The sequence below is a fragment of the Pseudomonas sp. 2822-15 genome, assembly GCF_002742515.1.
Classification (GTDB): Bacteria; Pseudomonadota; Gammaproteobacteria; order Pseudomonadales; family Pseudomonadaceae; genus Aquipseudomonas; species Aquipseudomonas salomonii.
Window position 1 is genome coordinate 26,647 of record NZ_LJRY01000187.1, and the last position, 22,000, is coordinate 48,646.

Below are 22,000 nucleotides of genomic sequence, written 5' to 3' on the forward strand. Positions count from 1 at the left end.
CAAGTAATGGTTAGGCGCGCGCAAAAGAGAAATTGTCGGCTATGAGCCGTATAAGAAGCGGAGCATGAGAGTGACAAGCCCGTCGCAAGTTCAGCAAGCGTGAGGGCTTGTGAACTTGCGTCGCAGCTTTTCACCTGACCCGGCCCTTGCGCAGGCACTCCCTGTACCCGTAGTTCACGCCGATCTCGGTTGATCAGAGCAACCCGGCCCCCTGGTCATGCATCACCCTTGGTGGGTGATGCAGACAGAAAGAAGCAAAGGGCTTCTTTCTATGGACGCCGGCTCCGCAGACGACAGACGCGTCAGACGGAACCTAGTACCAATTCGGATCTTTCTTCAGTTGCTCCATCAGCAACTTCTGCATGCCTTCGTTCGGCTTACCGATAAAACGGTAATCGGCGTGCCGTGTCGGGGACTTGTCTGCCGGTAAACCGGCCGGGACTTCCACCAACATGGCATAGGCATCTTCCTTGTCGTAGCTGAAGGCAACGATCAGGCGCTTGTTCAGGCACGTATCTGCAGTTTCACAGAGCGGCCCCACCAAGTACTTTTCGCCATCCTCTTCTACAGCGTTCATTTGTTCGGCCGTACCGGACAGGTTCATCACCCATTCCGGCAGGCGCTGTTCTTTCTTCACCACGCTTTGCCAGGTTTCGCGGTACTGCTTGTCCGCACTGAGCAATTCGTTGGCTCGGGATTGGCCGTCATTGGCAGCCATTACCAAACCGCTACCGCCCAAGAGCAGGGCGGCAGCCATGGCTTTAAAGGACAAATGGGTCATATTCAGCCTCGGCCGCGACGACCAAAGAAGAACGAAGCGATGAACATCACCAGGAAAACCACAAACAGAATTTTTGCGATACCCGTGGCGGTGCCCGCGATACCACCGAAGCCCAGGACTGCAGCCACAATGGCGATGATCAGAAATGTGATTGCCCAACTCAACATGGTGATTCTCCTTACGCTTTTTTAGAGGTAACAGCGGTAGTGCCGTGCAGCCGCTCAACACAAGCGACCTTTTCTTGCTTAGAACACCCAACGCTCTTGGGCTGGCAATTCACCCAGGGTTGAACCCTGGTCTGCCACTCTCAATTGCGGGGCGGTTACATCGGTAGTAGCGCCGGCACTGCCAACGGAACGGAAATGGGTTTGGGTCATCGACGGACGTTCGAATTGCGGGGTTTGCTGCTGACTTTGCTGCCAATGCTGCATTTGCTGGCCGGCAATCAACGTGACCATCAAAGCCAGGCTGGCAAACAGACCTTGCTGCATGCGCAGTGGCGAGACACGTAATTGGCTGAGGCTTTGGCGAGTCATGCTGCATTTCTCCCGCATTCTGATTATTCGTTGGGAGAGCTATTGCAGAGTGCATGCCAGTTTTTTTACAAAATAAAACCCAATAAAATCAGCATGTTATGAATACGCCATGGCTGTTGCGAACAGCATCCTGCACGATGCCGCTTTGCAGGCCGTGCGAAATGCACGATGGTCAGTGGTCGGGTCAACGGATCGAAAGTGCAGGAGGCGTTGCCGAAGTGGCAGGAAGGCATGAAAACGCCATCAATCGGCGTCTTTGTAGGAGAACGTGAAGATACCTGCGCGAAGATGCCTTTTATGAATCAGAATAAACCATGCAACTTGCCCGATTAATCCGGGACTAAACACCATCATTTATAGTTAAGGAGCGCGGGACAGATGGAATCAGCCAAGGAACTTCAAGGCCGCATTCTTTTAGTGGATGACGAATCCGCAATCCTTCGCACCTTCCGTTACTGCCTGGAAGATGAAGGCTACACCGTAGCCACTGCCAACAGCGCCGCCCAAGCCGATGCCCTGATGCAGCGTCAGGTCTTCGACCTGTGCTTCCTGGACCTGCGCCTGGGTGAAGACAACGGCCTGGATGTGTTGGCCCAGATGCGCATCCAGGCGCCATGGATGCGCGTGGTGATTGTGACCGCGCATTCGGCCGTGGACACCGCCGTTGACGCGATCCAGGCCGGCGCCGCCGACTACCTGGTCAAGCCGTGCAGCCCCGACCAACTGCGCCTGGCCACCGCCAAGCAGTTGGAAGTGCGCCAGCTCTCGGCACGCCTGGAAGCGCTTGAAGGCGCAGTGCGCCAACCCAAGGACGGCCTCGACTCCCACAGCCCGGCGATGATGGTGGTACTGGAAACTGCGCGCCAAGTGGCAGGCACCGATGCCAACATTTTGATTCTCGGTGAGTCCGGCACCGGTAAAGGCGAGCTGGCCCGGGCCATACACGGGTGGAGCAAGCGCTCGAAAAAATCCTGCGTGACCATTAACTGCCCGTCACTGACGGCGGAACTGATGGAAAGCGAATTGTTCGGCCACAGTCGCGGCGCCTTTACCGGGGCCAGCGAGAGCACACTGGGCCGGGTTAACCAGGCCGACGGCGGCACGCTGTTTCTCGACGAGATCGGCGACTTCCCCCTGACTTTGCAGCCAAAACTGCTGCGATTCATTCAAGACAAAGAGTATGAACGCGTAGGCGACCCGGTCACTCGACGTGCCGACGTGCGCATCCTGGCGGCCACCAACCTGAACCTGGAAGACATGGTGCGCGACGGCCGTTTCCGGGAAGACTTGCTCTATCGCCTCAACGTCATCACCTTGCACCTGCCGCCGCTGCGTGAGCGCAGTGAAGACATCCTGACCCTGGCCGACCGTTTCCTGGCGCGCTTCGTCAAGGAATACGCCCGGCCTGCGCGCGGTTTCAGCGATGCCGCCCGTGAGGCGCTGCTTAACTACCGCTGGCCGGGCAATATCCGCGAACTGCGTAACGTGGTGGAGCGGGCCAGCATTATTTGCCCACAGGAAAAGGTTGAAATCAGCCACCTCGGCATGGCCGAACAGCCGACCAACAATGCCCCGCGTATCGGCGCAGCGCTGAGCCTGGACGAGCTGGAGAAAGCCCATATCGGCGCCGTACTCGCTACCAGCGACACCTTGGATCAAGCGGCCCGCACGCTGGGTATCGACGCGTCGACCCTGTACCGCAAACGTAAACAGTACAACCTGTGAGCTGTACCTTATGAAGCTTGCGATGAAACTGCGCACTCGGTTGTTCCTGAGTATCTCAGCGCTGATCACCGTCGCCCTGTTGGGACTGGTCCTGGGACTGGTCAGCGTCATGCAAATGGCCAAGAGCCAGGAGTCGGCGATCCGCAGCAACTTCATCACCCTGGACTTGGGCCTCAAGCTGCGTCAGACCTTGGGCGACCAATTGATCCTGATGCTGGAGGAGCAGCCCGACCCCGCTGCCCTGCAGACGTCCAAGCAAAACTATTTTGCCCTGCTGGACCAAGGCATCGCCCATGAACAGCAGGACGGCAGAACCAGTGGCTTCAGCCAGGCTCGCATCGACTACCTGAATTTTCTCAAGGCGTTTGACGAGGCTCAGCGAAGCTCACTGGCCAACAGTAAAAACGAAAAGCTCACCGAAACCTTCAATACATTGCGCAATGGTTTGATCGCCGAGCACAAACAAGCCTTGGAAAATATCAACGACAGCGAACACAAGTCGCGCAACCGCGCCTTGTTGATCGCCGGCCTGCTGGGGCTGGTCGGCCTGGCGGTGTTGATCATCGGCTTTGTTACCGCCCATGGCATCGCCCGGCGCTTTGGCGGGCCGATTGAAGCCTTGGCCAAGGCCGCCGACAAGATCGGGCAAGGCGATTTCGAAGTGACGCTGCCGATCTCATCGGCGGCAGAAATGAATCAACTGACCCGCCGCTTCGGCATCATGGCCGAAGCACTGCGCCAACATCAGGCAACCAATATCGATGAGTTGCTGGCCGGTCAGCAACGCCTGCAAGCGGTGCTCGACAGCATCGACGACGGCTTGCTGATGATTGACCGCCAAGGCCGTCTGGAGCACCTTAACCCTGTGGCACAGCGCCAGTTGGGCTGGGACGTAGAGCGCCTCGGCCAGGGCTTGGGTGAAGCCTTGTGTCGCCCTGAAATGGATGAGCAACTGCAACTGGTGCTGCGCGGCGGCAACCTGGAGCGCGCGCCGGACGATCTGGAAGTGGAAGTCGAAGGCGAACTGCGCCTGCTGACCTACAGCCTGACGCCGGTCAGCCATACCCAAGGGCATATTCTGGGCGCAGTGATGGTGCTGCATGACGTCACCGAACAACGCGCGTTCGAACGGGTGCGCAGTGAGTTCGTCCTGCGCGCCTCCCACGAGTTGCGTACGCCGGTGACGGGCATGCACATGGCCTTCGGGCTGTTCCGCGAACGGGCGAAGTTTCCCGCCGAGTCCCGTGAAGCGGACCTGCTGGATACGGTCAATGAAGAAATGCAGCGCCTGATGCAGTTGATCAACGATTTGCTCAACTTCTCGCGCTACCAGAACGGCCTGCAAAAACTCACTCTCGGGCCGTGCGATGTCACCGATCTGCTGGAGAACGCGCGAGGCCGGTTCACGGAGCTGGCGAACGCACAGGACATCGAACTGCTGGTAGAAGCCCAATCCGAGTTGCCCAGGCTGTATGCCGACCAGGTTCAGCTCGAACGTGTACTCGATAACCTTCTAGGCAACGCTTTGCGACATACCGCCAATGGTGGCCAGATTCGCTTGCAGGCGCGCCGCCACGGCGAACGAGTAATTATCAGCGTCGAAGATAACGGCGAGGGTATTGCTTATGGCCAACAGGGGCGCATCTTTGAACCCTTCGTACAGGTAGGCCGCAAGAAAGGTGGCGCCGGCCTCGGGCTGGCGTTGTGCAAGGAGATCGTACAACTGCACGGCGGCCGGATGGGCGTGTATTCGCGGCCGGGGCAGGGTACGCAGTTTTATATGGCGTTGCCGTTGTAGCCTGGCTACAAAAAATGTGGGAGCGGGCTTGCTCGCGAATGCGGTCTGTCAGTCAGCATATATAGCGACTGATCCACCGCTTTCGCGAGCAAGCCCGCTCCCACATTCGAATAGTGTTACACCTAGCGGCGGTTCAATGCGCTCAGGATCGCCGCACTTTCAGCATCCGGCGTGCCGTCAAACCGTGATGGCCGAAAGTGCATCTGGAACGCCGCGATCACATGTCGTGTGGCCACATCCAGCTCACCTGTCTGCGGCGTCTGGTAGCCCAGGCGCGCCAGTTCTTCCTGGAACCACGTGATACTCGGCAGGCTGACGGCATATTGCTGCTGGAGCCGAGCCACCGCCTGTGCATCCGGCCACACGCCCAAACCTTCAGCCGCCAGGCGCTTCCACGGGAACAACGGGCCCGGGTCGAGCTTGCGCAATGGCGCAATGTCGCTGTGGCCGATGATGTTCTTGGGGTCAATGCCGTTGCGCTTGCTGATGTCCTTGAGCAACACCACCAACGACTGCACCTGGGCCTCTGAGTACGGGTACCACAGGCGGCCGGTTGGCGAGTCTGTATAACCTGGGTTCACGATCTCGATGCCAATGGAGCTGGAGTTGAGCCAGGTGCGGCCCGCCCACTCGCTTTCACCGGCGTGCCAGGCGCGCTGGCTCTCGTCCACCAGCTTGTAGATAGTGCCTGAGGCGTCGTCGCCGATAAGGTAATGGCTGCTGACCTGGCCGTGCGTGAGCAGCGCCAGAGAGCGCTCAAGGCTGGCCGAGGTGTAATGGACAATCACGAACTGCACCCGGTTGTCGTGGTTCGACGAAGGATGGCTGGTGTTCAGCCGCGGGCCGCTGGCGCAGCCGGCGAGCAGGAGAAACACGAAGGCGATGCAAAAAGATTTCATGGCAGAAGACAGTACGCAGAAGACGATAATGCAACAGTGTAACGGATGGTTCGGGGCTCGATGGTCAAATCACAAAATGGAACATCTTTTACGCCGCCTGCACCCGGTTGCGCCCAGCTGCCTTGGCCCGGTACAACGCCTCATCGGCACGCTTGAGCGCCAGGTCACTGCGTTCGCCCGGCTGAAACTGCGCCACGCCCATGGACACCGTGATGGTCACCGGCTCCCCTTTGAAGTGGAACGGGCATGCTTCGATGGCTGAACGCAGCACCTCACCCACGTCCAAAGCATCTGCCAGGGCTGAATCCGGCATCAACAATACAAACTCTTCACCCCCAAATCGCGCGATAAAATCGTCGGGGCGCAGGCGCTTGCGCAACACATTGGCGATGATCTTCAGCACCTTGTCGCCCGCCAAGTGGCCGTAGCCATCGTTGATGCGCTTGAAGTGGTCGAGGTCGAGCATGGCCAGTGACAGGCTGTTGCCGCGCTGATGCCAGCTATTCACTTCATGGTCCAGGCGCTCGCTCCAGGCCGCACGGTTGGGCAGGCCGGTGAGCGGGTCGATCAAGGCTTTCTGGCGCTGCACTTCCAAATGCTCGCGATAACCTTGGGCTTCCTGCTCCATGTTCGCCACCCGCTCGGCCAGGCTTTTGAGCCGCGCCGCGACTTCCTGCTCGCGCTGGTCACGCTGCTGCTGGTGTTCGTCCATGGTGCCGAGCAGGCCTTCAAGGTGGCTTTCCAGTACATGCTTGAGGCTGTCCAGGTCAGCGGCTTCCTGCACGCTGCTTTGCAGGCCGTCGACCTGTTCACGGATTTGCGTATCCAGCTCCCGCGCGGCCGAGCGACTGTCGGCGTGCCCCTCGCTGGCCACCTGCAAGTGGCCCTGAAAAGCTTCAAGGCGTTCATTGAGCTGCTTGAGGTAGGCCTCGAACTCATGCTGGCCGCTGTCGGTGATCGCCAGCATCAGCACCGCCAGGTCATCGAGGATCGGCAGCAATTCGTACCAGTTCAAGCCGTGGGCCAAGCGCTCGCGCATGGCTTCGGCCTGGGGCCGGTGGCGCTCGGGTAAGGACAGATCCTCCAGCAAGCCGAGCAAGGTGTCTTCGATATGCTTGGCGACCGAGCTGTAGGACGGCTCGGGGGAGTCGGGCAGGGCATAGGTGCCGTCCGGTTGCAGCGCATCGGGGTCGGGCTCGCAGGTTTCCAGCACGGGCGGAAGCGATAGGCTGCCGATGACCGTTTGATCTGGCGTGTCGACCTCAACCTGCGGTTCTTCGATAAATGCAGCAAGGGCGCTTTCGGGCGCGGCTTCCTCTACCGCAGGCTCGGGCACCTCTGGCTCAGAGACTTCAACAGGCGCGACGGGGACTTGCTCCAGCGCCGGAGCCTCGAAGACAAAGGTTTCGCCAGCGACTTCAGCCACTTTGACCGGCTCAGCCGGTTCAGGCTGCGCGGCGGCCGGCGTTACCGTCAATGGCGCGAAGGCGCGCAAGGCTTGGGTCAGCTCTTCGGATTGCGCGGGCTCCAGAGCCTCGGGCGCGGCTTTGGCAGCGTCAGGTTTCGGCGCCGACGGTTGCGGTGCATAGAGCGGGGCAGATTCAACCACCGGCGCCTCATTCGACACATCCTTTGCACCAAACAGGCGTTGCAGCAAGCCAGGCCCAGGGCGCGCGGCTTCGCCTTCCGGCTCCAGGTTATTCAACGCCTGCCCTTGCAGGCTGCTCAATTCGCTGAGCAGCAGCGGGATCTCACGCGCCTGGCCGACTCGGCCATCAAGCTGCTTGGCGAAAGTTTTCAGCGGGCGGGCGACTTCACGCGGCAGGGGCAGCTTCTGCAACTGCGCGACCAGGGCAGTCAGCGCGGTACTGATCTGGTCGACCCGGGTTTCGCGGCGCTGCTCCGAGTCGAGCACGGCCTTTTCCAGGCGTGGCAGCAAGGCGGCGAGGGCGGCGTCCATGTCGTCGGTGCGCACCACATCGCGCATCTCCTTCATGCATTGGTCAACCGCACGGTCAGTGCCTTCTGCCGCCAGCGTGCTGCGCACCAGACCTCGGCGCAGCAGGTCGAGGCGTGCGGCCCAGCGGCGTTCGAGCTTGTCTTGCTGCTCAACGCTTTTAAGGTATTTCTCTTTCCAGCGCTGGGCGTCGTCGCTCATGCAAGGGGTCCGCGAGGGCCTGGGCTCAACGCGGGCAATGCATCAGCCGTGAGCGAACCCGGCAGACGAATCTCTACCGCGACCGGCAGGTGATCGGAAATGGGCTGCGCCAGCACCTGCACACTTTCCAGTGTGAGGCTCGGGCTAAGCAGGATATGGTCGAGACAACGTTGCGGGCGCCAGCTGGGGAACGTGGCTTCGACTTGGGGCGCCAGTAACCCGAGGTCGCGCAACGGCGAATTCTGCAACAGGTCGGTGGCATGGGTGTTCATGTCACCCATCAGCACCTGGTGTTTGTAGTTGCCGATCAGATCACGCACATAGGCCAACTGGAGGTTGCGTGTACGCGCTCCAAGCGCCAGGTGCATCATCACCACCACCAAGGCTTCCGGGCCTTCGCCGAAACGCACAAGAATCGCGCCACGCCCTTTTGGGCCGGGCAACGGGTGATCTTCGATGGCAGTCGGCTTCAGGCGGCTGAGCACGCCATTGCTGTGCTGCGCCAGGCGCCCGAGGTTGCGGTTGAGTTGCTGATACCAATAAGGGAAAGCACCGAGATGGGCGAGATGCTCCACCTGATTGACATAACCGGAGCGCATGCTGCCGCCGTCGGCTTCCTGCAAGGCGACCAGATCGAAGTCGTTGAGCAGGTCGCCGATTTTCTGCAGATTGCCGGTACGCCCTTTGTGCGGCAGCAGATGCTGCCAGCCACGGGTAAGGTAGTGCCGATACTTCTCGGTACTGTTGCCCACCTGGATATTGAAGCTGAGCAGCCGCAGACGGCTGTCTGCCGGCAAGCCCGTGGACTCCAGGTGGTGTTCGTTGACCCGCGCTTCATGCAGGCCAACGCTACGTTCAGTACCCCAGCCGCGCATGATGGCCCCCTTACTTGGCTGCGCGCTCTTTAGCGATCAGTTGGTCGGCAACATTAAGGGTTTGCTCAGGACCGCCGGTAGTGCCCAGGTCGAAACGGTATTTGCCGTTGACGATCATGGTCGGTACGCCTTGTACGCCATACTTCTTCGCGAGTTCCTTGGCCTGTTTGATTTGACCCTGGATAGCGAAGGAGTTGAAGGTGGCCAGGAACTTGTCCTTGTCAACGCCTTGGGTGGCAACAAAGTCAGCCATTTCGTCAGGCTTGGTCAGGCGCTTGCCTTCTTTCTGAATCGCATTGAATACAGCGTTGTGAACCTTGTGCTCAACACCCATGGCTTCCAGGGTCAGGAACAGTTGGCCGTGGGCATCCCATGGGCCGCCGAACATGGCTGGAATGCGGCGGAAATTCACATCAGACGGAAGTTTTTCAACCCAAGGGTTGATGGTCGGCTCAAAAGCATAGCAATGCGGGCAGCCATACCAGAACAGCTCCACCACTTCGATCTTGCCTGGCTCCGAAACCGGCACCGGGGTAGCCAATTCAACATAGGTTTTACCGGCTTCAAGCGGCACATCGGCAGCTTGTGCGGTCATGCCGAAGAGGCTGGCAGTGACGAGAGCGGCGCTGAGGATCAGATTACGCATGCTTTACTCCTGGACAAATAAAGTCGCCTCACGCGACCTTTGGTTGTGACAGGTCTACGCGGGCATGAGTTCGTTAGTGTAACGGCACCGGCCACAAAAAAGGGCGGCCTAAGCCACCCTTTTTATGCTTGCATCGATGGATTAATCGAGCGTTAACGTCCCAGACCCAATCAGTGCAGGCCCTGAATATAGCTGGACAGCGCTTCGATATCTTTATCCGAAAGTTTCGCCGCAATGTCAGTCATCATTTTGTTGCTGGCATCGCCATCGATGGAGCGAACCTTCTCGCGGAAGTCCTTCAATTGCTTGGCGGTGTATTGGGCGTGCTGACCACTCAGATGAGGGAAACCCGCCTCGGCCAGCCCACCGCCACCTGCAATGTGACAAGCCTTACAGGCAGGCATGCCACCAATAGGCTGGTCTTCGGCGAGCTTGCCGCCTTGGAACAACGCCTGGCCTTTATCAACGAGCTTCGGATCAGCAGCTCCCACACTGCCTTTCTGGTTGGCAAAATACGCCGCGATGTCCGCCAGGTCCTGATCGCTGAGGTTGGTCAGCAGGCCGGTCATTTCCAGCACCGTACGCTTGCCGTCCTTGATGTCGTGCATCTGCTTGGTCAGGTAACGCTCGCCCTGGCCTGCCAGTTTGGGGAAGTTCGGCGCCGGGCTGTTGCCATCCGGTCCATGGCAAGCACCACATACGGCGGCTTTCGCCTGGCCCGCTGTAGCGTCGCCTGCAGCATGGGCAACACCGGTGATGCCCAAGGTCAACAGCAGACTCACGATCAGTTTGTTCATCAGCTAATCCAACTACGGCTAAGGGTTTAAGAGTTATCTACCGGGTTTACTCACCATCAACTCGTTGACGGCCTGGTAATCCTCAGTACTGCAGTCCATGCACAAACCACGCGGCGGCATTGCCTTGAAACCCTGAGTCACGTGTTGCATCAGCTTAGCCATGCAAACTCGGTTGTACAGCGCCTCCGGATCCTGTGTAGCCTGAGCGCCCAAAAGCGCGATCAGGACACCAAAAGCGCGCAACCATCAGGTCATACATCGACCTTTTCAGGGTTTGAGAGCGTTTTGCGTTCTAATGCGCAATGAAGGTCTTTCGCTCCCGTGAACTTCATCCTTCGCTGGGACAAAGCACACACAAAATCTGCGGCATTATATACTGGCGCTACTGAAACGGAAACGACACCGCTTGCCGCACCCTTTCTCGGCACCGCCCACATCGGAAATCTCATGCAACTCAAGAATCCCATCCTCGGCCTGTGCCAACAGTCCACGTTCATGCTCAGCGCCGCCAAAGTGGACCAATGCCCCGATGACGAAGGCTTTGAAGTCGCCTTTGCCGGCCGTTCCAACGCCGGTAAGTCCAGCGCGCTGAACACCCTGACCCACGCCAGCCTGGCGCGCACCTCGAAAACTCCGGGCCGCACGCAACTGCTCAATTTCTTCAAGCTAGACGATGATCGGCGTCTGGTCGACCTGCCGGGCTACGGTTATGCAAAAGTCCCTATCCCGTTGAAGCTGCACTGGCAGCGTCACCTTGAGGCTTACCTGGGTGGCCGCGAGAGTTTGAAGGGTTTGATTCTGATGATGGACATCCGTCATCCAATGACCGATTTCGACCTGCTGATGCTCGACTGGGCCGTCGCCAGCGGTATGCCAATGCATATCCTTTTGACCAAGGCCGACAAGCTGACCTACGGCGCAGCCAAGAACACCTTGCTCAAAGTGCAGTCCGAAATCCGTAAGGGTTGGGGCGATGCGATCACCATCCAGTTGTTCTCGGCGCCCAAGCGCATGGGCCTGGAAGACGCTTACACCGTGCTGGCCGGCTGGATGCAATTGGCAGACAAGGGCGCGGAAATCGCCGAATAACTTTTCTGCGGGCAAAAAAAACCCCGGACTTCGTATGGGGAGGGGAAGTTCGGGGTCCAAGTTCCGGACCGCTAGGGCGGGGTCCAGATATCTGCCAACACTTAACACAACATAGGAGCATTGAAGGGCTTCACCACCCATTCAGTAACTCTGAGTAGCAGTTCACGGGTTAAGTTCCGGCAGGTCAAAAAACTATTGGAAATAACCTGAGGCGCTTTCTGATCTAAAGCGCTCTGCCATCACCCTCGGCAATGGCAGAGCCGCGCTGTCAGTGTGCTTCGTCCCAGTTATCGCCCACGCCCACATCCACCACCAACGGCACGTCCAGCTTGGCCGCCGCGCTCATATGCTCGCGGATCTTCTCGCTGACTTGCTCCACCAGATCCTCACGCACCTCAAGCACCAATTCATCGTGCACCTGCAGGATCACCTTGGCGTCCAGGCCCGACTCGGTCAGCCAGTTGTCCACCAGCACCATGGCTTTCTTGATGATATCCGCCGCAGTGCCTTGCATCGGTGCGTTGATCGCCGTGCGCTCAGCGGCTGCGCGCTCCTGGGGCTTGTTGGAGTTGATGTCCGGCAGGTACAGCCGCCGCCCGAAGAAGGTTTCAACATAACCCTGATCGGCCGCCTGGGCGCGGGTGCGCTCCATGTATTCACGAACGCCCGGGTAGCGCGCAAAGTACACATCAATGTAGGCCTTGGCGGTCTTGGTATCGACGCCAATGTCCTTGCCGAGCTTCTGCGCGCCCATGCCGTAGATCAAGCCAAAGTTAATGGCCTTGGCACTGCGGCGCTGGTTCGACGTGACCTCTGTCAGCTCAACCTTGAACACTTCGGCGGCGGTGGCGGTGTGCACGTCCAGGTCATTACGGAACGCATTCATCAGCCCCTCGTCCTTGGACAGGTGCGCCATGATCCGCAGCTCGATCTGCGAATAGTCCGCCGCCAGCAATTTGTAGCCTTTGGGCGCGACAAACGCCTGGCGAATGCGCCGCCCTTCGGCAGTGCGCACCGGGATGTTCTGCAGGTTAGGGTCACTGGACGACAAACGCCCGGTGGCCGCCACCGCCTGATGATAAGACGTGTGAATACGCCCGGTACGCGGGTTGATCTGCTCCGGCAGGCGATCGGTGTAGGTGCTTTTGAGCTTGCTCATGCTGCGGTACTGCATCAGTACCTTGGGCAGCAGGAAGTCATCTTCGGCCAGCTTGGCCAACACTTCTTCAGCCGTGGATGCCTGGCCTTTGCCGGTCTTTTTCAGTACCGGCAAACCGAGTTTTTCGTAGAGGATCGCCCCGAGTTGCTTGGGCGAGCCCAGGTTGAACGTTTCACCGGCGATCTCAAACGCCTGGCGCTCCAGCTCCACCATCTTGTTGCCCAGCTCGATGCTCTGGATGCCCAGCAGCGCCTTATCCACCAGTGCGCCCTGGCGCTCGATACGCGCCAGCACCGGCACCAAGGGAATTTCGATGTCGGTCAGCACACTGGCAAGGCTTGGAATGGCTTCAAGCTGTGCATGCAACGCCTGGTGCAGGCGCAGCGTCACGTCGGCATCTTCGGCCGCGTAAGGGCCAGCCTGCTCAAGCGGGATCTGATCAAACGTCAGCTGCTTGGCGCCCTTGCCGGCGATGTCCTGGAAACTGACGGTGTCGTAGTCCAGGTACTTCTTGGCCAGGCTGTCCATGTCGTGCCGGGTCGCGGTGGAGTTCAGCACGTAGGATTCGAGCATGGTGTCGAAAGCGATCCCGCGCACGGTAATACCGTTGGCCTGATCGCCGCCGATGGCACAGTTGGCCAGGATGTTCATATCAAACTTGGCGTGCTGGCCGACCTTGAGCTTGGTCGCGTCCTCCAGCAACGGCTTCAAAGCCAGCAGTACTGTGTCACGGTCCAGTTGTTGCGGCGCGCCGATGTAGGAATGGGTCAGCGGGATGTAGGCCGCTTCATGGGGCTGCACGGCAAAAGACACGCCGACCAGTTGCGCCTGCTGCGCATCGATCCCAGTGGTTTCGGTGTCGAACGCGAACAATTTTGCGGCGTTGAGCTTTTTCAGCCAGGCATCGAATGTCGCCTGGTCGAGGATCGTGGTGTAGGACGCTTCTGCGGGTGCCGCGACTTCGACGGCCTCTTCAACAACAGGCGCAGCCTTGAGCTCAACGCGCTTGGCATCACGCTGAATCTCATCAAACCAGCTCTTGAACTCCAGCAGCGTGTACAGCTCCAGCAGCTTTTCGCGGTCCGGCTCGATCAGGTGCAAATCATCCAGGCCCACATCCAGCGGCACGTCGACCTTGATCGTCGCCAACTGATAGGACAGGAATGCCATCTCCTTATGCTCTTCCAACTTGGCCGGCAGCGTCTTGGCACCACGGATGGGCAAGGTCGGCACGATATCCAACTGCTCATACAGCTCTTTGATGCCGCCATTCACGCCCACCAGCAAGCCGGAAGCCGTCTTCGGACCAATGCCCGGCACGCCTGGGATGTTGTCGGACGAATCGCCCATCAGCGCCAGATAATCGATGATCTGCTCCGGAGCGACACCGAATTTCTCCTTCACGCCCTCGATGTCCATCGAGCTACCGGTCATGGTGTTGACCAAGGTAATGTGCCCGTCGACCAGCTGCGCCATGTCCTTGTCGCCGGTAGAGATCACCACCGGACGGTCAGCCGCCGCGCTGCTGCGGGCCAGGGTGCCGATCACATCATCGGCCTCGACGCCTTCAACGCACAGCAACGGGAAGCCCAGGGCGATCACGCTCTGGTGCAGTGGCTCGATTTGCAGGCGCATGTCATCGGGCATGCTCGGGCGGTTGGCCTTGTATTCAGCGAACATCTCATCGCGAAAAGTCCCACCCTTGGCGTCGAACACCACCGCGAACGGGCTGTTCGGGTACTGCTTGCGCAGGCTTTTGAGCATGTTCAACACGCCCTTGACCGCACCGGTGGGCAGGCCTTTGGACGTGGTCAGCGGTGGCAACGCGTGGAAGGCGCGGTACAAATAAGAAGAACCGTCCACCAGGACGAGGGGGGCTTGGCTCATGAGCAGGATCAACCTTTTCGGCGGGTCAGGCGCTAGAATAGCCGGACCAATGACGACAAAGGGACAAGGTTATCATGCGTACAGTAAATCGCCTGTTGTTGACCGGCTTGATTGCACTCACTCCGATAGTGGCCATGGCGGCAGATACTGCACCGTCGGGCGACCCGGAAGTTACCATTCGCACGGAAGGCGACAGGACCATTCAGGAATATCGCCAAAACGGCTTCCTGTACGCAATCAAGATAACCAAGAAGGGTTTCAAACCGTATTTCCTGGTGCGCTCGGACGGAACCGATGCGAACTTCATCCGCTCTGACCAGCCGGATATGCTGATCCCGTCATGGAAGATCTTCGAATGGAAATGATTTCTTAATTTTAACCGGCGCCGCACACCGCGGCGCCCGTACTGGCAGTTTAAACATGTCTGTGTTCACCCCCCTGGCTCGGCCCGAGCTGGAAACCTTTCTCGCCCCTTACGGGCTCGGCCGCCTGCTTGATTTCCAGGGGATTGCCGCGGGTAGCGAAAACACCAACTTCTTTATCAGCCTGGAACAAGGCGAATTCGTCCTGACCCTGGTTGAGCGCGGCCCAGTGGCGGAAATGCCGTTCTTCATCGAACTGCTCGATGTACTCCACGACGCCGACCTGCCGGTGCCTTACGCCCTGCGTACCACCGACGGCGTGGCACTTCGCGAACTCAAGGGCAAACCGGCGCTGTTGCAACCGCGCCTGGCCGGCAAGCACATAAAGGACGCCAACGCACAGCATTGCGCCCAGGTCGGCGACCTGCTCGGCCACCTGCACCTGGCGACCCAAGGCGACAAAGTGCTGGAGCGCAAGACCGATCGCGGTTTGGAGTGGATGCTCACTGAAGGCGCGCAGCTTATTTCACACCTGAACGACGCCCAGCAGCGCCTGCTGCAAGCGGCCTTGAGCGAAATCGAAGCCCACAAGGCCGACATCCTCGCCCTGCCGCGCGCCAACGTGCACGCCGACCTGTTTCGCGACAACGCAATGTTCGAAGGCACGCACCTCACCGGCTTGATCGACTTCTACAACGCCTGCTCAGGCCCGATGCTCTACGACGTGGCAATCGCCCTGAATGACTGGTGTTCGGATGCAGACGGCGTGATAGATGGCCAGCGCGCCCGCGCCTTGCTGGGCGCCTACGCGGGGCTGCGGCCGTTTACCGCCAAGGAGGCCGAGCTGTGGCCGACCCTGCTGCGCGTGGCGTGTGTGCGCTTCTGGCTATCACGCCTGATCGCCGCGGAATCGTTTGCCGGGCAGGATGTGCTGATCCATGACCCGGCCGAGTTCGAGCATCGGCTGGTGCAGCGTCAGCAGGTCACCGTCCACCTGCCGTTCGCACTCTAGCACTCGACTCGGTCAATGTGGGAGCTGGCTTGCCTGCGATAGCGGTGTCGACTGACACACCGCCATCGCCGGCAAGCCAGCTCCCACAGTCATTCTGTGTCGGCTGTCAGAGCGACTCCAGGCACCCGGCCAAGTCATTCCCCAGCTTCTCCAGCACCTGCTCGTAACCCTGCGCCGTCGCCGGAGTATAACCGCCCAACGCATCCAGCTCCGCCAACTTCACCGGCAAACCCGCCACCAGCGTTTCGGCCAAACGCGGACGCAACGGCGGCTCGCTGAATACACAGGTTTTACCCACTTCCTGCAAACGCGTACGCATCGCCGCCACATGCTGGGCGCCCGGCTGCACTTCGGCGGCCACGCTGAACACGCCGGTGTGCTTGAGCCCGTAAGCGTCTTCGAAGTAGTCAAATGCCTCGTGGAACACGAAGTACGGCTTGTCGCCGACGGTGGACAGACGCGACCTCAAGCGTGCGTCCAACGCATCCAGGCGCTCATCGAATGCCTTCACGTTGCTCTGATAACGCGCGGCATTGGCCGGGTCGGCAGTGCTGAGGTCAGACGCCATACGCGCAGCAATCACCCGAGCGTTGACCGTCGACAACCACAGGTGCGCATCCAGGCTGCCAGGGCGGTGATCGTGGTCGTGTTCGTCGGCATCATCGGCATGGGAGTGGCTATCTTCGGCGAACCGACGCAATTTCATCCCAGGCAAGTCCTGAACTGCCACGGTCGGCAGGCTACGCCCCTTGAGCACGCGCGGCAGGAAGCTTTCCATGTCCGGGCCGATCCAATACAACAGGTCCACCGACTGCACGCGCCGTACGTCGGATGGGCGCAACGCATAGTTATGCGGCGATGCACCGGGCGGTAACAGCACCTCTGGAATCGCCACGCCGTCCTGCACGGCGGCGGCAATCAACTGCAATGGTTTGATGCTCGTCAGCACCTTGACCTCAGCCTGAGCGGCCCCAGCGATGAACAAACTGGTGACAAATACGACAAAAACGGGAAAAAGTCGGGACACGATGACCACTCAATGGCGTAGGAACAGGTAACATAATAACGTCTCTATCAAATGTCTGTCGCCGCTCATGCCTAAAACACCGCTTGCCAGCCGTCCCCACGACCACTCTCACTGCGTACACACTGCGCTGTCAGAGGCCGATACCCTGTGCGCGCAGAAAGGCTTGCGCCTGACCGCCCTGCGTCGTCGGGTGCTGGAGTTGGTGTGGCAAAGCCACAAGCCGCTGGGCGCCTACGACATTCTTGGCGTGCTCAGTGAACAGGACGGCCGCCGTGCCGCGCCGCCGACGGTGTACCGCGCGCTGGACTTTTTGCTGGAAAACGGCCTGGTACACCGCATCGCCTCGCTCAACGCTTTTGTCGGCTGCAGCCACCCGGAACACGCGCACCAGGGCCAGTTCCTGATCTGCCGCGAGTGCCATGCCGCCATCGAGCTTGAACAAAAAAGCATCAGCGACGCCATCGTCAAAAGCTCCGCCGACGTGGGCTTCAAGGTCGAAGGGCAGACGGTCGAAGTGGTCGGGCTCTGCTCCGGTTGCCAGGGGGCTTGATGAGCAACGCGTTAATCCGCCTGGAGCAGGTTGGGGTCACATTCGCCGGGCAAAACGTGCTGGATAACATCGCGCTGAGCGTGGAGCCGGGGCAGATCGTGACGCTGATCGGCCCCAATGGCGCCGGCAAGACCACGCTGGTGCGCGCCGTGCTCGGCCTGCTCAAGCCCGACACTGGCAGCGTATGGCGCAAGCCCAAGCTGCGCGTCGGTTACATGCCGCAAAAATTACACGTCGATCCAACGCTGCCGCTGTCAGTACTGCGCTTCCTGCGCCTGGTGCCTGGCGTTGACCGCGCGCGCGCCCAGGCGGCGCTCAAGGAAGTCGGCGCCGAACAGGTCATCGACAGCCCGGTGCAGAGCATCTCCGGCGGCGAGATGCAGCGCGTATTGCTGGCCCGCGCCCTGTTGCGCGAGCCCGAACTGCTGGTACTTGATGAGCCCGTACAAGGCGTCGATGTTGCCGGCCAGGCCGAGTTGTACAGCCTGATCACCCGCCTGCGCGACCGCCATGGCTGCGGCGTGCTGATGGTCTCCCACGACTTGCACCTGGTGATGAGCACCACGGATCAAGTGGTATGCCTCAACCGCCACGTATGCTGCTCCGGCCACCCGGAACAGGTGAGCGGCGACCCGGCATTCGTCGAGCTGTTCGGCAAAAACGCCCAGAGCCTGGCGATTTACCACCACCATCACGACCACGCCCATGATTTGCATGGCGCCGTGGTCGACGATCCCGCTACGCCTAAACCCCACGTTCATGGAGATAGCTGCAAGCATGGCTGATTTTCTGCTCTACGCCCTGCTGGCAGGCTTGGCTTTGGCACTGGTGGCGGGCCCCTTGGGCTCGTTCGTGGTCTGGCGGCGCATGGCCTATTTTGGCGACACGTTGTCGCATGCCGCGCTGCTGGGCGTGGCTATGGGGTTTTTGCTGGATGTAAGCCCGACCATCGCCGTCACCGTAGGCTGCCTGCTGCTGGCAGTGCTGCTGGTAACCCTGCAACAGCGCCAGCCGCTGGCCTCGGATACGCTGCTGGGCATCCTCGCGCCAAGCACGCTGTCGCTGGGCCTGGTGGTGCTGAGCTTTATGCATGAAGTGCGCATCGACCTGATGGCCTACCTGTTCGGCGACTTGCTGGCGATCAGCCCTACCGACTTGGCCTGGATCCTCGGCGGCAGCGCTGCCGTGCTGGTGCTGTTGGTCACCCTGTGGCGCCCGTTGCTGGCAATTACCGTGCACGAAGAGCTCGCCACCGTGGAAGGTTTGCCCGTGCCGGCGCTGCGCATGACCCTGATGCTGTTGATCGCCGTGGTGATTGCTGTCGCAATGAAGATTGTCGGCGTATTGTTGATCACGTCGCTGTTGATCATTCCCGCAGCCGCCGCCCAGCGCCATGCCCGCTCACCCGAGCAGATGGCGATCGGCGCCAGCCTGCTGGGCATGCTCGCCGTGTGCGGGGGCCTGGCGCTGTCCTGGTTCAAGGACACGCCGGCCGGGCCGTCGATTGTGGTCACGGCCGCCGCCCTGTTTCTGCTGAGTTTTGTCCTGCCCCGTCGAGGGGTGTAGACTTGCTCGCTTTTTGCGCAAATAGAGAGTCGCAGGAATGAAGCCGTTCAACTCCCGTTATCTGCTCCTTGCCGCATTTTCCCTGCTGCTGGGCGCCTGCCAAAGCACACCGCCCGCCGCCCCCGAGGCGCAGGACCCGCGTGCTGCGGCCATCGCGCAGCTGGAGCAAAACCTGGCCAGCAGTGAACTGGCCACCGCCGAAGACGAACTGGCCGCGCTGCAAGCCCAGTCGCCCAACGACCCGGCGCTGGAAAACTATCAGCGCCAATTGGCCGAAGCCTACCTGCAGCGCAGCCAGATCGTGTTGCAAAAAGGTGACGTGAATGCCGCCGCTACGGCGTTAAGCCGCGCACGCGCCTTGATGCCCAAGGCGCCGGCGCTCACGGGCGGCGTCAACAGCGCCATCAGCCACGCCCGCAAAGCCGAGCTGGATAAAGCCGAAGCCGCCTTGAAAGCCGCTGAAGCCAAGCCACCCGCCAAGGTCATCGACCCGGCGGCTCAAAGCACCACGGTTGCGTTGAACCTCACCGATATTGAAGAACTTCGCCATCAGTTGGATGCGATCGCCACCGATGTGGTGAATTACCAGTGCGATGTGACCATTCAAGCGCCGCGCACCCAGGATTACCCGTGGTTGGCCACGTTGCTGACCAAACGGGTGAAGCGCATTGATTCGGCGTATGACCTGAAGATTCACCGGCAGATTGTGAAACACATCCCGGCGCAGGTTGTTTTAATTCCGCGCAAAACCGAATAAAGCCATCGCAGGCAAGCCAGCTCCCACCTTTTGAACTGTGAATACAGTCAAATGTGGGAGCTGGCTTGCCTGCGATAGCAATCTAACAAACAACCAAAAGCTTAAGCCGGAATCGCCTTGGCCTTAGGCTCCCGCGCCCACACCCGATGCTGCGCAATCGCCGCAAAGAATGCCTTGAACGCCTTGGCATCCGCGCCAACGATCAACCCCGCATCCGCCTCCAGCTTGAGCTGATCCAGCAACGGCTTGGCCTCACTGGCAACCGCAATCGCCTTCAAGTGCTTGTACGCCTCCAACAGGAAGTGCAACGCCACGCCATCACCGCTCAGCGCCTTGATCGACTCTTTACCGCCCGGTACGAACACCGCATCAAACGCAACCGACGGCATGCCTTCCATCGACGCATCCACCGGCAGGCTCTTGCCATCCGCAGTCTTCACCGGTGCCGACGTCGGCCCCAGCAGCTTGGCATGCGCACCTTCGGCGGCCAGCGCCGTCTTCAGCGCCGCGATCGCCGCGCCATCCACACCGTTAGCCGCAAGAATCGCGACTTTGCGCGTTTTGATATCGCCCGACAGCAGGTTCACCTGGCTCAACGCCGGCGACTCTTTGAGCGACGTCTTGCGTGGCGGTACGGTGCCTTTGGTCGGTGCCGGCAAGCCGAGGTTCTGGGCAACGCGCTTGGCCAGTTCCAGGTCGATATTGGCGAGGATCTCGTTGACCTGACGCGCGCGAATAAACTCACGCTCCACCTTGCCCAACTCGAAGCTGTAAGCCGCGATGATGTGCTCTTTCTCGTGGTGGCTCATGCTGTGGAAAAACAGCGTGGCTTGGGAGAAATGGTCGCCGAACGACTCACTGCGCTCACGCACCTTGTTGGCGTCGACACGCTCGTAATACGTTTCGAACCCGCCATCTTGAGCCGCTGGTGGCGTTTCTTTCGGCCAACCGCCATCAATCGAGTTCGGCTCGTAGGACGCACGGCCCTTGTCGATCACCGTGCGATGCTGGGCATCACGCTGGCCGTTATGGAAAGGCGTGACCGGCCGGTTGATCGGCAGCTCATGAAAGTTCGGGCCACCGAGTCGGCTGATCTGCGTATCGGTGTAGGAAAACAGACGGCCTTGCAGCAGTGGGTCGTTGGTGAAGTCGATACCCGGCACGATATGGCCAGGGCAAAAGGCGACCTGTTCGACCTCGGCAAAGAAGTTGTCCGGGTTGCGGTTGAGTACCATTTTGCCCAGCGGCGTAATCGGCACCAGCTCTTCGGGGATGATTTTGGTCGGGTCGAGCAGGTCGAAGTCGAACTTGTGCTCGTCCTCTTCGGCGACGATTTGCACGCCCAATTCCCACTCAGGGTAGTCGCCGCCCTCGATCGCTTCCCACAGGTCGCGACGGTGGTGATCGGTGTCTTTACCGGCAAGCTTTTGCGCTTCGTCCCACACCAGCGAGCAGGTGCCGACTTTCGGGTGCCAGTGGAATTTAACGAAGCTGGACTTACCTTCGGTATTGATCAACCGGAAGGTGTGAATGCCAAACCCCTGCATCGAGCGCAGGCTTTTCGGAATGGCACGGTCGGACATGGCCCACAGCACCATATGCGCCGATTCCGGCTGCAGCGAGACGAAATCCCAGAACGTATCGTGGGCCGAGCCGCCGGTAGGAATTTCGTTATGGGGCTCAGGCTTTACCGCATGCACAAAGTCCGGAAACTTGATCGCATCCTGAATGAAGAAGATCGGCATGTTGTTGCCCACCAGGTCGAAGTTGCCTTCGTCGGTGAAGAACTTCACGGCAAAGCCGCGCACGTCACGCACGGTGTCGCCCGAACCACGCGGGCCCTGCACGGTAGAGAAACGCACGAACACCGGGGTTTTATGCTCCGGGTTACGCAGAAAACCAGCCTTGCTCAGCGCCGAATGGTTCTCATAGGTCTGGAAATAACCATGGGCGCCGGTGCCACGGGCATGCACGATGCGCTCCGGGATTCGCTCATGGTCAAAGTGCGTGATTTTTTCACGCATGATGAAGTCTTCCAGCAGCGAGGGGCCACGGGCGCCGACTTTAAGGGTGTTCTGGTTATCGGAAATCTTTACGCCCTGGTTGGTGCGCAGCGCCTGGCCGGTCGCATCGGAGCGAAATTCTTCCAGGGCCTGCAGCTTGGCGTTGGTGTTGCCGCGGTCCACGGTATCGGTGCCCGCAAGCTCACTCTTGGGCGGGGTGGCTGGCTTCTTGGTACTCATCAGGCAAAACTCCTTAATCAAAGTGGCCAGAGCGGACCCCCGGCTCGTTTGAGCAAAACCCCAGGCACGGCACCTGAGGAAATCGCGTTGCTTAAGTAGTGACTGATGGGGTTTTTAGCCGTTCCTTTTTTAT

21 protein-coding genes are annotated in these 22,000 nt (G+C 59.9%); 9 read left to right on the plus strand and 12 right to left on the minus strand.

Annotated features, from left to right (window positions below; genetic code table 11):
• Nucleotides 1-313 precede the first annotated feature (313 nt).
• From AOA59_RS14875 to AOA59_RS14885, 3 genes are all read right to left on the minus strand, one after another.
• Complete coding sequence (locus AOA59_RS14875; protein ID WP_065931953.1) at nt 314-781, minus strand: inhibitor of vertebrate lysozyme family protein; 468 nt, start codon at nt 779-781, stop codon at nt 314-316.
• A 2-nt stretch (nt 782-783) separates the two neighbouring features.
• Nucleotides 784-948, minus strand: a complete 165-nt coding sequence (locus AOA59_RS14880; protein ID WP_003170804.1) for a DUF1328 domain-containing protein — start codon at nt 946-948, stop codon at nt 784-786.
• 78 nt (nt 949-1,026) lie between these two features.
• Nucleotides 1,027-1,317 carry a hypothetical protein gene (locus tag AOA59_RS14885; RefSeq protein WP_065931954.1) on the minus strand — a complete coding sequence of 97 codons (291 nt, stop codon included), beginning with the start codon at nt 1,315-1,317 and terminating at the stop codon, nt 1,027-1,029.
• 378 nt (nt 1,318-1,695) lie between these two features.
• Between AOA59_RS14885 and algB the strand changes: the two genes are divergently transcribed.
• Both algB and AOA59_RS14895 read left to right on the plus strand, forming a co-directional pair.
• Nucleotides 1,696-3,042, plus strand: a complete 1,347-nt coding sequence (gene algB / locus AOA59_RS14890; RefSeq protein WP_056861018.1) for a sigma-54-dependent response regulator transcription factor AlgB — start codon at nt 1,696-1,698, stop codon at nt 3,040-3,042.
• Between the two features lie 10 nt (nt 3,043-3,052).
• The gene (locus AOA59_RS14895) at nt 3,053-4,840 is read left to right on the plus strand and encodes a KinB sensor domain-containing domain (RefSeq protein WP_099488090.1); all 1,788 of its coding nucleotides are present in this window, start codon (nt 3,053-3,055) and stop codon (nt 4,838-4,840) included.
• A 122-nt stretch (nt 4,841-4,962) separates the two neighbouring features.
• Here the strand turns inward: AOA59_RS14895 and AOA59_RS14900 are convergent, their stop codons facing one another.
• From AOA59_RS14900 to AOA59_RS33140, 6 genes are all read right to left on the minus strand, one after another.
• A complete protein-coding gene (locus tag AOA59_RS14900; RefSeq protein WP_099488092.1) occupies nt 4,963-5,739 on the minus strand; it encodes an N-acetylmuramoyl-L-alanine amidase in 777 nt (258 codons plus the stop codon).
• An 88-nt stretch (nt 5,740-5,827) separates the two neighbouring features.
• Complete coding sequence (locus AOA59_RS14905) at nt 5,828-7,897, minus strand: GGDEF domain-containing protein (protein ID WP_099488094.1); 2,070 nt, start codon at nt 7,895-7,897, stop codon at nt 5,828-5,830.
• The gene (locus AOA59_RS14910; protein ID WP_371919075.1) at nt 7,894-8,775 is read right to left on the minus strand and encodes an endonuclease/exonuclease/phosphatase family protein; all 882 of its coding nucleotides are present in this window, start codon (nt 8,773-8,775) and stop codon (nt 7,894-7,896) included. Before AOA59_RS14910 ends, AOA59_RS14905 begins: the two co-directional genes overlap by 4 nt.
• Nucleotides 8,776-8,782: 7 nt before the next feature.
• A complete protein-coding gene (gene dsbA, locus AOA59_RS14915) occupies nt 8,783-9,418 on the minus strand; it encodes a thiol:disulfide interchange protein DsbA (protein WP_065931959.1) in 636 nt (211 codons plus the stop codon).
• 170 nt (nt 9,419-9,588) lie between these two features.
• Nucleotides 9,589-10,215 (minus strand): cytochrome c4, encoded by a 627-nt coding sequence (locus tag AOA59_RS14925; RefSeq protein WP_065931960.1) that lies wholly within the window; start codon nt 10,213-10,215, stop codon nt 9,589-9,591.
• A gap of 33 nt (nt 10,216-10,248) precedes the next feature.
• Nucleotides 10,249-10,458 (minus strand): cytochrome, encoded by a 210-nt coding sequence (locus AOA59_RS33140; protein WP_256593057.1) that lies wholly within the window; start codon nt 10,456-10,458, stop codon nt 10,249-10,251.
• 204 nt (nt 10,459-10,662) lie between these two features.
• On the opposite strand from AOA59_RS33140, the gene yihA reads away from it, so the two are divergent.
• Nucleotides 10,663-11,304: a ribosome biogenesis GTP-binding protein YihA/YsxC gene (yihA, locus tag AOA59_RS14935; RefSeq protein ID WP_065931961.1), complete on the plus strand. Its 642-nt coding sequence runs from the start codon at nt 10,663-10,665 to the stop codon at nt 11,302-11,304.
• Nucleotides 11,305-11,572: 268 nt separating this feature from the next.
• Here yihA and polA read toward each other — a convergent pair whose 3' ends face one another.
• Nucleotides 11,573-14,350 carry a DNA polymerase I gene (gene polA, locus AOA59_RS14940; RefSeq protein WP_099488096.1) on the minus strand — a complete coding sequence of 926 codons (2,778 nt, stop codon included), beginning with the start codon at nt 14,348-14,350 and terminating at the stop codon, nt 11,573-11,575.
• Nucleotides 14,351-14,424: 74 nt separating this feature from the next.
• On the opposite strand from polA, the gene AOA59_RS14945 reads away from it, so the two are divergent.
• Entirely contained in the window at nt 14,425-14,715 is a 291-nt protein-coding gene (locus AOA59_RS14945) for a DUF2782 domain-containing protein (RefSeq protein ID WP_099488097.1), read from the plus strand.
• A gap of 55 nt (nt 14,716-14,770) precedes the next feature.
• Nucleotides 14,771-15,724: a homoserine kinase gene (locus tag AOA59_RS14950; RefSeq protein ID WP_068931965.1), complete on the plus strand. Its 954-nt coding sequence runs from the start codon at nt 14,771-14,773 to the stop codon at nt 15,722-15,724.
• A gap of 106 nt (nt 15,725-15,830) precedes the next feature.
• Here AOA59_RS14950 and AOA59_RS14955 read toward each other — a convergent pair whose 3' ends face one another.
• Nucleotides 15,831-16,760, minus strand: coding sequence for a zinc ABC transporter substrate-binding protein (locus AOA59_RS14955; protein ID WP_099488099.1), 930 nt, complete (start codon nt 16,758-16,760; stop codon nt 15,831-15,833).
• 58 nt (nt 16,761-16,818) lie between these two features.
• On the opposite strand from AOA59_RS14955, the gene zur reads away from it, so the two are divergent.
• From zur to AOA59_RS14975, 4 genes are read left to right on the plus strand one after another with little or no spacing between them, the layout of a single operon-like run.
• Entirely contained in the window at nt 16,819-17,301 is a 483-nt protein-coding gene (gene zur / locus AOA59_RS14960) for a zinc uptake transcriptional repressor Zur (RefSeq protein WP_056861009.1), read from the plus strand.
• Nucleotides 17,301-18,086: a zinc ABC transporter ATP-binding protein ZnuC gene (gene znuC, locus AOA59_RS14965; RefSeq protein ID WP_065931967.1), complete on the plus strand. Its 786-nt coding sequence runs from the start codon at nt 17,301-17,303 to the stop codon at nt 18,084-18,086. Before zur ends, znuC begins: the two co-directional genes overlap by 1 nt.
• Entirely contained in the window at nt 18,079-18,867 is a 789-nt protein-coding gene (gene znuB / locus AOA59_RS14970; protein ID WP_058421933.1) for a zinc ABC transporter permease subunit ZnuB, read from the plus strand. Before znuC ends, znuB begins: the two co-directional genes overlap by 8 nt.
• Nucleotides 18,868-18,904: 37 nt before the next feature.
• Nucleotides 18,905-19,624 (plus strand): PA5502 family lipoprotein, encoded by a 720-nt coding sequence (locus tag AOA59_RS14975; protein WP_099488101.1) that lies wholly within the window; start codon nt 18,905-18,907, stop codon nt 19,622-19,624.
• A gap of 101 nt (nt 19,625-19,725) precedes the next feature.
• On the opposite strand, the gene katE is transcribed toward AOA59_RS14975, so the two are convergent.
• The gene (gene katE, locus AOA59_RS14980; protein ID WP_099488102.1) at nt 19,726-21,867 is read right to left on the minus strand and encodes a catalase HPII; all 2,142 of its coding nucleotides are present in this window, start codon (nt 21,865-21,867) and stop codon (nt 19,726-19,728) included.
• Between the last annotated feature and the right edge of the window lie 133 nt (nt 21,868-22,000).

Bases quoted from the DNA above. Each gene is read 5' to 3' on its own strand.
- AOA59_RS14875 (WP_065931953.1), bottom strand. From the start codon at position 781: ATGACCCATTTGTCCTTTAAAGCCATGGCTGCCGCCCTGCTCTTGGGC.
- AOA59_RS14880 (WP_003170804.1), bottom strand. From the start codon at position 948: ATGTTGAGTTGGGCAATCACATTTCTGATCATCGCCATTGTGGCTGCA.
- AOA59_RS14885 (WP_065931954.1), bottom strand. From the start codon at position 1,317: ATGACTCGCCAAAGCCTCAGCCAATTACGTGTCTCGCCACTGCGCATG.
- algB (WP_056861018.1), top strand. From the start codon at position 1,696: ATGGAATCAGCCAAGGAACTTCAAGGCCGCATTCTTTTAGTGGATGAC.
- AOA59_RS14895 (WP_099488090.1), top strand. From the start codon at position 3,053: ATGAAGCTTGCGATGAAACTGCGCACTCGGTTGTTCCTGAGTATCTCA.
- AOA59_RS14900 (WP_099488092.1), bottom strand. From the start codon at position 5,739: ATGAAATCTTTTTGCATCGCCTTCGTGTTTCTCCTGCTCGCCGGCTGC.
- AOA59_RS14905 (WP_099488094.1), bottom strand. From the start codon at position 7,897: ATGAGCGACGACGCCCAGCGCTGGAAAGAGAAATACCTTAAAAGCGTT.
- dsbA (WP_065931959.1), bottom strand. From the start codon at position 9,418: ATGCGTAATCTGATCCTCAGCGCCGCTCTCGTCACTGCCAGCCTCTTC.
- AOA59_RS14925 (WP_065931960.1), bottom strand. From the start codon at position 10,215: ATGAACAAACTGATCGTGAGTCTGCTGTTGACCTTGGGCATCACCGGT.
- yihA (WP_065931961.1), top strand. From the start codon at position 10,663: ATGCAACTCAAGAATCCCATCCTCGGCCTGTGCCAACAGTCCACGTTC.
- polA (WP_099488096.1), bottom strand. From the start codon at position 14,350: ATGAGCCAAGCCCCCCTCGTCCTGGTGGACGGTTCTTCTTATTTGTAC.
- AOA59_RS14945 (WP_099488097.1), top strand. From the start codon at position 14,425: ATGCGTACAGTAAATCGCCTGTTGTTGACCGGCTTGATTGCACTCACT.
- AOA59_RS14950 (WP_068931965.1), top strand. From the start codon at position 14,771: ATGTCTGTGTTCACCCCCCTGGCTCGGCCCGAGCTGGAAACCTTTCTC.
- zur (WP_056861009.1), top strand. From the start codon at position 16,819: ATGCCTAAAACACCGCTTGCCAGCCGTCCCCACGACCACTCTCACTGC.
- znuC (WP_065931967.1), top strand. From the start codon at position 17,301: ATGAGCAACGCGTTAATCCGCCTGGAGCAGGTTGGGGTCACATTCGCC.
- znuB (WP_058421933.1), top strand. From the start codon at position 18,079: ATGGCTGATTTTCTGCTCTACGCCCTGCTGGCAGGCTTGGCTTTGGCA.
- AOA59_RS14975 (WP_099488101.1), top strand. From the start codon at position 18,905: ATGAAGCCGTTCAACTCCCGTTATCTGCTCCTTGCCGCATTTTCCCTG.
- katE (WP_099488102.1), bottom strand. From the start codon at position 21,867: ATGAGTACCAAGAAGCCAGCCACCCCGCCCAAGAGTGAGCTTGCGGGC.